Raw genomic sequence first — 8949 nt, forward strand, 5'->3', positions numbered from 1 at the left:
CAGCTCGCCGTGGCGCCGGCCCAGGCGAAGAGCTGTCCCGGATCGATGTGGTGGCCGAAAGGCCGCTCCAGGCTCTGGTCCTCGCCGGCGGCGACACCATCGCTCGAGATGGTGAAGTTCTGTACTCGCAGCAGCTGATCCACGTGTTCCCTCGTCAGGTCCTGTCGTCCTCGTACGGCGACGCGTTCTCCATCAGGATGTCGAACGGGACGTGGCTGGATCGACAGCGGCGCCCAAGTTCTTCCACAGCGTGCCCCGCGCGACCGTTCACCTGCGCCGTTCGGCGGCATCCCGGTGCCTACTGGCGAGGTGCCGAGTCGCCAAGAGGCGCGCGGACGGCATTGCCCGCGCGGGGGCAGCCCACCAGGCTGCGACTTGAAAGGGGTGTCCGCCCCAGCGGATACCTTTCCCGCCGCGCGTGGCGGGCCGTCGGCGCCATCCTCGGAATCGACCGGGACCAGGTCCCCGAGGACCTGCAGGCAGCCGGCGAGTTCTCCGACCTGTACATGACCCGCCACAAGGGACCATCGAAAGAAGGCGCCCAGCTCACCCGCCAGCTCATCGACCTCTACGAAGCGGTCGTGCCCGGCACCTTTTCGACCCGATCGACTGCCGCCTGATCCGCTACCTGATCGGCGACACCTGCGCCGACTGGCTGCATGTCCCCCGCACCTCCTGCCATCAGCCAATAGCGAGAACACCTTGCGGGGCACCGCGGCGCGGACCGCTTCACCGGCCGGGACCGTGAGGGATCCCGTACGCGCCTCAAGGCCCCGATGATGACGGGCTCCACCCTGACGGGCTCCACCAAGTAGCGCATCCAGGCACGACGGCCCAGCCGCAACAGCCGACCAGCTTGACGATCTGTGGGAGCTTCAGCACAGCGGGCCGTTCCCGGTCTGCAGAGGCTCAACGGCGAGCGAACCCCGAACCGGCAGCCGTCGTCACGGGGAGTCGGCCTGGGACGGTGCGGGTTGCGCGACCGGTGCCCCCGTGGGGGCCGGAACGCCTTCGGCGCAGGTGTGAACCTTCCGCCAGGGCAGGAGGAGCGCGCTCGTCATACAGAGCACGCCGGCGATGAGCAGCGCGCCGCGGACGCCCGCAGCCTCGGCGAGGAGGCCACCGGTGATCATGAAGACTGCCTGGCACGTTTTCGAGCTGACCGACCAGGAGGTGCCGACGCGGGACATGAAGGCGTCCTGCGTGGCCTCCATGCGGTAGGTGGTGAACGACGGGTTGAAGACTCCGGCGGCGAAGAGCAGGCCGAAGTCGGCGGCCACGATGGTGAATACGCCGAGGGCACCGGAAGGCGCCAGCGGCAACAGGATCGTCCAGAGTGTGCGGGCGACACCGGAAAGCAGCAGGATTCGGCGCTGCCCGAACCGCCGGGTGAGCGGCGGGGTCAGGCGTGAACCCAGCACGCCGCCCAGACAGGGCAGCCCCAGGGCGAGTCCGTACTGCCACGGCGCGAGGCCGAGGTCACGCAGCATGAGGACGGCCATCAGCGGTGACGTCATCATGATGGAGCCGCCGAAGAGCAGGGAGTTGCAGAACAGCGGGCGCAGTCCTGGATGCCGCAGGATGTACTGCCAGCCGGCGGTGATGTCGCGGCCCAGGTGAGGGGCAGCGGGTGTCGTCGGCGCGGGTTCGGGCCGCCGGATGCGGCGGATGCCGAGGGCGGATCCGAGGAAGGACGCGGCGTCGACCGCCATCGTGGCCGTGGAGCCCAGGACACCGATCAGGAGCCCGCCGACGGGTGGTCCGGCGCTGACGCTGATCCAGTTGGTGGTCTCGAACAGGCTGTTGGCGCGAAGGCGGTGCTCGGGTCTGACGAGCGCTTTGAGGTGCGCGCCGCTCGCCGCGTCGAACGCGACGGAGGCGGCCGTCTGCAGGATGCCGACGGCACACAGGTGGGCGAAGGTGAGACCGCCGAGGGCCGCCGCGACCGGCACGCTCACGAGCACCGCGCAGCGGGCCAGATCGGCGGTGATCATGACGGGCCGTTTGTACTGGTGCTCGATACGGACACCGAGCGGCAGGGCGATCACCGCACTGGCCACTGCGGACAGGGCGGTGAGCAGGGAGACCTGGAACGTTGAGGAATGCAGCACCAGGACGGCGACCAGCGGCAACGCCCCCATGGCGACGGCACTGCCCGCAGCACTGATCCCGTACGCGCCCCACAACCGCCGGAAGTCCGCCCCGAGAGGGACCTGCCGCGCCAATGAGCCCTCCCCGCCCCCGCCCTGAAGGCAGTCAGCGTAGTGGCTCGGACCGCCCGCTACGCGCGCTCACGTCATCACCGCACGCACTTCAGTGCTGAGGTCACCTCCGAGGCAGCGGCAGCGGCCCGGCGAACCGTCAGGCGAAGCGGCGGACGAACGTGAGGGTCGTCTCGGCGACTTCCTGCCAGCCGCTGTCGATGGTGAGGGCATGCCCTCGGTCCGGGATCTCGGCGATCTCAGTGAGGCCGGGGTTGCCACCAGTGCGCCCAGGGTTCCTTCTTCCTCTGGAACCTGTGGACCAACCGCTGAGAACCCAGCGCTGTCGGCGGCCTCCTCATCCCTGTCGGCCCATCAGGGCAACCCACCAACACCGCCCCAGGGCTCGCCCGGTCCTCAGCCCGGCTCGCGGCAGGAGACCCTGCGGCGCGCTGCCGTCTGGCTCACCGCCGACAACGAACACCCGCTCCCACACGGCCTACGAACAGCGCGGCAGCCACGGCACCAGCCATCGCTCGCCGACCTACGGACCGGCGCCGGGCAGCGAGTTCAAGGCGTACCGCCCACTCCAGTACGCGGACTGACACCTGCCGAAGGCGGTGGCGCGGATCCTGGACGGCCGCACGCTGGTCATCCCGGACCGCAAGGGCAACAAACGCGCCGACACGCTCCACAACCTGCTGCGGGACGACCGGCTCTCCTTCGCCGCACTCCTGCCGGGGCGCAGCGTTGTGCTGCACGGCCGAGGCCGCGGCGCGATCACCGACGATCCCGCGCCGCTGGAGACGATGGCGCTGCGCGGGATGCCCCCGCACCTGGCGCTGCTCATCGACGTCGAGCAGGCCGAGGCGACCGGCAACGACGCCTTGGCGCGCTCGCGACCGCGGACCCCCGGCGCGCACCTCGAACGCGGCAGCCGGACATGATGGCACTGGCGGGCGGACACCTCGCCGCCGGCTCGGCCCAGGCCGACGGCGGTCCACCCGCGTTCCTGCTGAAGGCCGTCGGGGCGATCCCGGGGATGACCCGGTTGCTGCGGCTGGTGATGAACCGTGCCTACCGTTCCGGGCTGATCAGGACGACCGGAGGCGGGATGTGGCCCCAGCGGCTGAGCGTCCTGGCGACGCATCTTCTCCGACGACCTGGACGAGGCGCTACGGCTGTGCGAGGAGATGTCGCGGGGCACCGGCGATCGTGTCGCCCTGGGGGCCCCTCGGTTCACGAAGCACACCACGGAGGCCGGTGCAGGGGTATGGAAACTGACGACCCGTCAGGTTACGCTCCGCGCATGATTTCCACGGTGGTCTGGGGTACCGGCAACGTCGGCCGTGCGGCGATCCGCGCGGTCGAGGCGCATCCGGCGCTCAGCCTCGCGGCCGTGCTCGTCCACAACCCCGAGAAGGTCGGGCGCGACGCGGGCGAACTCGGCAGCCTCGGTCGGGGCCTGGGCATCTCGGCGACCGACGACATCGACGCCGTGCTGACCACCGGCCCCCGGGCGGTGGTGTACGCGGCGTCGGGCGACATCCGGCCCGACGAGGCGCTGGCCGACATCGGCGCCGCGATCCGGGCGGGTGCCGTGGTCGTCACTCCGTCGCTGTACCCGCTCTACGACCAGCGCAACGCCCCGCCCGAGTTCCGGGACCCGGTGCTCGCCGCGATAGCCGACGGCGGAGGGTCGCTGTTCGTGTCCGGCGTCGACCCGGGCTGGGGCAATGACGTACTGCCCCTGCTGATGAGCGGCCTGGGCACGATCGTCGACGCCGTCCGCTGCCAGGAGATCTTCGACTACTCCACGTACGAGCAGGAGGAGTCGGTGCGGTATCTGGTCGGGATGGGCCAGCCGATGGACTACGAGCCGCTGATGCTCGCCCCGTCGATCCCGACCATGGTGTGGGGCGGGCAGATCCGGCTGATGGCCAGGGCCCTCGGTGTCCAACTCGACGAGATCCGCGAGACCTTGCAGCGCCGCGCGCTCGGCACGACGGTGAGCACCCGGACCATGGGCGAGTTCGAGGCAGGCACCCAGGGCGCGGTGCGGTTCGAGGTACAGGGCTTCGTGAAGGGGGAACCCCGCCTCGTCATCGAGCACATCACCCGGATCCACCCGTCCTGCGCCCCGGAGTGGCCGTCGCCGCCCAACGGCGACGGGGCGCACCGAGTGATCATCGAGGGCCGCCCGCGTATCGAGATCACCGTCGAGGCGACCGACGAGGGCGAGAACCGGTCCGCGGGCGGGAACGCCACCGCGGTCGGCCGGCTGGTCGGCGCGATCGACTGGCTCGTGGACGCGGAGCCCGGACTGTACGACGCGCTCGACGTCCCACTGCGGCCTGCGGTCGGAAGGCTTGGCGGGAAGTGACGCCGACGCCCCCTCCCGCATCCCGCCGACACCCCAGGACGCGCCTCCTGTCGCCGGCGAGGCCAGGGGCGAACACGAAGGAGTCCCGGATGAACGTCGACATCCCCGAAGGCAAGAACCCGATCGAGTACGTGTGGGGCGACATGGTCCCCGGCATCGGGCTCGCCGCCGCGAACTTCTCGCTGTCCGTCTACGCCCATACGACCCTGGGACTGCGCGAGTTCGAGGCCGCGCGGCTCCGGATCGCGCAGATCAACGGCTGCCTCTTCTGCCTCGACTGGCGGACCGAGCGGGACGAGCAGAAGGTCGAGGAGGAGTTCGCCGACGCGGTGGCCGAGTGGCGCACGACCGACGCCTTCGACGAGCGCACCCGCCTGGCCGCCGAGTACGCGGAGCGGTACGCCCTGGACCACCACGGCCTCGATGAGGAGTTCTGGGACCGGATGACCACGCACTACAGCCAGACCGAGATCGTGGAGCTGACCATGAGCCTCGGCTCGTGGCTGGCGTTCGGGCGGCTCAACCGTGTGCTGGGGCTCGACGCCATGTGCGTGCTGCCGGGGCACTGAGCCGGTTCGGGGCCGTCCGGCGAGTCCGGGCGGCCCTGGTTTCGTTCCTTGCCAGGTCCCCTCTAGGTCCCCTCTCGTTCCTCGCCCGTTACCCCTCCTCACTCGTTCGGGGCGGGGGCCTTTCATTCCGGACAGCACGAGCTCGGGTCACCGCTACAGGTCCGCGGCGATGATCGCTTCGATGTTTCGTTCGGCGAGTGCCGTGATGGTGACGAACGGATTGACGCTGGTGTTGCCCGGGACGAGCGCGCCGTCGATGACGTACAGACCCGGATGTCCCTGCAGGCGGCCGTAGTTGTCCGTCGCCTTGTTCAGCACGGCGCCACCGAGGGGGTGGTACGTGAGGTGGTCGCCCCAGATCTTGTAGGCGCCGAAGAGGTCGGTGCGGTAGATCGTCCCTTCCTTGGCGTTGATCTTGTCGAAGATCGTCTTGGCCATGTCGATGGACGGCTGCTTCCAGGCGGTCTGCCAGTTGAGGTCGACCGTGCCCGCCACCGCGTTCCACGAGAACTGGGCACGGTTGGGGTTCTTGGTGATCGACAAGTAGAACGAGGCGTAGGTCTCGATGCCGGTGGGCAGTGGGGCCACCTCGGCGAACGCGCCGCCCGCGGCCCAGTTGTCGATGCCGGAGCACGGGATGGACGACTGCAGGGCGCCGGTGGGGTCCCACAGGTGGTTGGCGCGGCCGCACATCACATTGCCGTTGTCGCCCCAGCCCTTGCCCACCTCGCTGTTGAGGCCCGGCAGCGCGCCGGTCGCCTTGAGCTTGACCAGGAGCTTGCTGGTGCCGACGCTGCCGGCCGCGAAGAACACGCGGTCCGCGGTGACGGTCTTGGTGGCGGTGGTGGTGCCGCCGGTGTCGAGCCGGTCGATGACGACCGTGTAGCCGCCTCCTGTCGCCGGGGCGACCGAAGTGACTTTGTGCAGTGGTGAGATGGAGACCCGTCCGGTCGCCTTCGCCTGGGCGAGGTAGGTCAGCTGCAGGGACTTCTTGCCATAGTTGTTGCCATAGAGGATCTCGCCCGCGAGCGCGGACTTGGGTACGGTCCCGGCGGCCTCCCGCTCCATGTAGTCCCAGTCGTACACGTCGGGCACGAAGACGAACGGGAAGCCCGAGCGCTGGGCGTGCTTACGGCCGACCCGCGCGTACTGGTAGCAGTCGGCGGTCTCGAACCACGTCGGGTCGACCGTGCCGACGCCGAGCCCCGCGTTGGCGCGCGGGTAGTAGACGGAGTACATCTCGTCGGCGTCGACGGACGGCAGGACCGCGCCGAAGTTCTCCCGTCTGGGAGTGACCGCCATGCCTCCGTTGACCAGTGAGCCGCCGCCGACGCCCCGGCCCTGGTAGACGATGATGCCGCCCATCTCCTCGGCGTCCAGGACTCCGGTGTAGCGCGGGACGTCCTTGTCGATGGGGAAGCCGAGGAAGTTGCTGAGCGGCTGCTTCGTCCTGGTGCGCAGCCAGAAGGACCGGTAGTCGGGGCTCGTCGTGTTGGCGAAGATCTTGCCGTCCGACCCGGGAGTGTCCCAGGCCATGCCCATCTCGATCATGTGGACGTCGACACCGGCCTGGGCCAGGCGCAGAGCGGCCACGGAGCCGCCGTATCCGGTGCCGATCACGAGGACGGGCACGTGCGCGCCCGGTTCGATCACTGCGGCTGTGGTGGCGGCATGGGCCGGGACCACCTGCCCGGCGAGCGCGGCCGTTCCGAGAAGAGAACCAGTTCCAGTGATGAATCTTCGACGGGATACGCCTCTAAGGCGCGTCCCACGTGGGGAATCGTCGTTCATGCGCGGCTCCTCACTCTCCATAGAGTGAAACGGGTTCTACTGGCACCCTCATAAGAAGTCACGCCATACCCTGAGGTAACTTTCAAAAGATCACATATTGGGCATCACGTGCGCCGACAAGTTCCAGATCAGCGACCCGCGGCACCGGCGCCCTGCCCCCCGGACTCCGTCGCCCAGAGCCCCGCGACTTCCTCAACGCCCGCCCGGCCGCTGCCTGCTGCCGGCCGACGGCAAGTCCGTGCTCTGATATCGGTGACCTTCTTCGCTGACACAGCGACTCCTGCCGTCCGTATTCGTTGACAGGACAGCGGCCAGGCACGCCGGACGAGACGAGTGCCTGGCGGACCACAGGAGAGCAGGCGCGCATGAACCACAGTGCTCACATCGAGGCCGTCTACGCACAGGTCTGCCGGCGCAACGCCGGTGAGACCGAGTTCCACCAGGCGGTGGGAGAGGTGCTGCACACGTTGGCGCCGGCCTTGCAGGCGCATCCGGAGTACGTCGACGCGTTGATCCCCGAGCGGCTGTGCGAGCCCGAGCGGCAGCTGATCTTCCGAGTGCCGTGGGTCGACGACGCGGGGCGGGTACAGGTCAACCGCGGGTTCCGGGTGGAGTTCAGCAGCGCGCTCGGCCCCTACAAGGGCGGTCTGCGCTTCCATCCCAGCGTGAACCTCGGCATCGTGAAGTTCCTGGGCTTCGAGCAGATTTTCAAGAACGCGCTGACCGGACTGGCGATCGGCGGCGGCAAGGGCGGCTCGGACTTCGACCCCAAGGGCCGCAGCGACCACGAGGTCATGCGCTTCTGCCAGGCGTTCATGACCGAGCTGTACCGGCACCTGGGCGAGCACACCGACGTCCCCGCCGGTGACATCGGGGTCGGCGGGCGCGAGATCGGCTACCTCTTCGGCCAGTACAAGCGGATCACCAACCGCTTCGAGGCGGGCGTCCTCACCGGCAAGGGCATCTCCTGGGGCGGCTCGCAGGCCCGGACCGAGGCCACCGGCTACGGCGCCGTGTACTTCGCGCAGGAGATGCTGGCCACGCGCGGACACGGTTTCGACGGCCGCGAGGTCGTGGTCTCCGGCTCGGGGAACGTGGCGGTCTACGCGATCGAAAAGGTGCAGACGCTGGGCGGGTCCGTAGTGGCCTGTTCGGACTCCTCCGGCTATCTGGTCGACGCGGACGGCATCGACCTGGAGCTGCTGAAGACGGTCAAGGAGGTACGGCGGGCGCGCCTGTCGGCCTATGCGGAGGCCAAGCCCGCGGCACGGTTCTCCGACCGGGGCTCGGTCTTCGAGGTGCCCTGTGACATCGCGCTGCCGTGTGCCACGCAGAACGAACTGGGCGGACAGGAAGCGGGGGTGCTGGTGAAGAACGGCGTCCTCGCCGTCGCCGAGGGCGCCAACATGCCGTGCACCCCGGAGGCGATCGAGGTCTTCCGTGAGGCGGGCGTCCTGTTCGGTCCCGGCAAGGCCGCCAACGCGGGAGGCGTGGCCACCTCGGCGCTGGAGATGCAGCAGAACGCCTCCCGCGATGTGTGGACCTTCGAGCAGACCGAGACCCGTCTGGCAGCCGTCATGCGAGGTGTCCACGCACAGTGCCGCACCACCGCCGAGATGTACGGAGGCACCCCCGACGACTACGTCCTGGGCGCCAACATCGCGGGCTTCCTGCGGGTGGCGGAAGCGATGACGGCCCAGGGCGTCGTGTAGCGCCGGACCCGCGCTGCTGCTCTTCGTCGTGGTGGACCCTGCCCTGCCTGCCCTGACCGGCGGCCACAGCTGCGTACACCCGGGCCCGACCACGTGTCGGACCGGGACGGCTGGTGGACGAGCTCGCCGACCGCCAGGGGACATGACGCCGTGGGCGCCCCGCCCCCGGCCCGACTCGGGGCCGGGGGATCGCAGATGCGTGCCGGACAGTCCGTGAGGAGCCGGCCAGCCCGAGCCTTCCGCTTGGCGGCGTTGGACTGGTGCACGAGAAGCGGGGCCGCCCGGAGATGCTC

General features: G+C 69.5%; 6 protein-coding genes and 2 pseudogenes. 5 read left to right on the plus strand and 3 right to left on the minus strand.

Going from position 1 to position 8949, the window contains the following annotated elements:
* A pseudogene (locus ACFWBD_RS41185) lies at positions 1-143 on the minus strand (deaminase); the annotation flags it as partial.
* Positions 144-416: 273 nt separating this feature from the next.
* On the opposite strand from ACFWBD_RS41185, the pseudogene ACFWBD_RS41190 reads away from it, so the two are divergent.
* Positions 417-703, plus strand: a pseudogene (locus ACFWBD_RS41190) (DUF2236 domain-containing protein); the annotation flags it as partial.
* 241 nt (positions 704-944) lie between these two features.
* Here the strand turns inward: ACFWBD_RS41190 and ACFWBD_RS41195 are convergent.
* Positions 945-2225, minus strand: coding sequence for an MFS transporter (locus ACFWBD_RS41195; protein ID WP_385679275.1), 1281 nt, complete (start codon positions 2223-2225; stop codon positions 945-947).
* Between the two features lie 596 nt (positions 2226-2821).
* Here ACFWBD_RS41195 and ACFWBD_RS41200 point away from each other — a divergent pair.
* From ACFWBD_RS41200 to ACFWBD_RS41210, 3 genes are all read left to right on the plus strand, one after another.
* The gene (locus tag ACFWBD_RS41200; RefSeq protein WP_385679278.1) at positions 2822-3148 is read left to right on the plus strand and encodes a hypothetical protein; all 327 of its coding nucleotides are present in this window, start codon (positions 2822-2824) and stop codon (positions 3146-3148) included.
* A 362-nt stretch (positions 3149-3510) separates the two neighbouring features.
* Positions 3511-4584 carry a dihydrodipicolinate reductase gene (locus ACFWBD_RS41205; protein WP_385679281.1) on the plus strand — a complete coding sequence of 358 codons (1074 nt, stop codon included), beginning with the start codon at positions 3511-3513 and terminating at the stop codon, positions 4582-4584.
* An 89-nt stretch (positions 4585-4673) separates the two neighbouring features.
* Positions 4674-5153, plus strand: a complete 480-nt coding sequence (locus tag ACFWBD_RS41210; RefSeq protein ID WP_385679284.1) for a carboxymuconolactone decarboxylase family protein — start codon at positions 4674-4676, stop codon at positions 5151-5153.
* 153 nt (positions 5154-5306) lie between these two features.
* Here ACFWBD_RS41210 and ACFWBD_RS41215 read toward each other — a convergent pair whose 3' ends face one another.
* Positions 5307-6944 carry a GMC oxidoreductase gene (locus ACFWBD_RS41215; protein WP_385679287.1) on the minus strand — a complete coding sequence of 546 codons (1638 nt, stop codon included), beginning with the start codon at positions 6942-6944 and terminating at the stop codon, positions 5307-5309.
* Positions 6945-7309: 365 nt separating this feature from the next.
* Between ACFWBD_RS41215 and gdhA the strand changes: the two genes are divergently transcribed.
* Positions 7310-8656, plus strand: coding sequence for an NADP-specific glutamate dehydrogenase (gene gdhA, locus ACFWBD_RS41220; protein WP_385679290.1), 1347 nt, complete (start codon positions 7310-7312; stop codon positions 8654-8656).
* Positions 8657-8949 lie beyond the last annotated feature (293 nt).

This window comes from Streptomyces sp. NPDC060002 (assembly GCF_042737245.1).
In the GTDB taxonomy this organism is placed as follows: Bacteria; Actinomycetota; Actinomycetes; order Streptomycetales; family Streptomycetaceae; genus Streptomyces.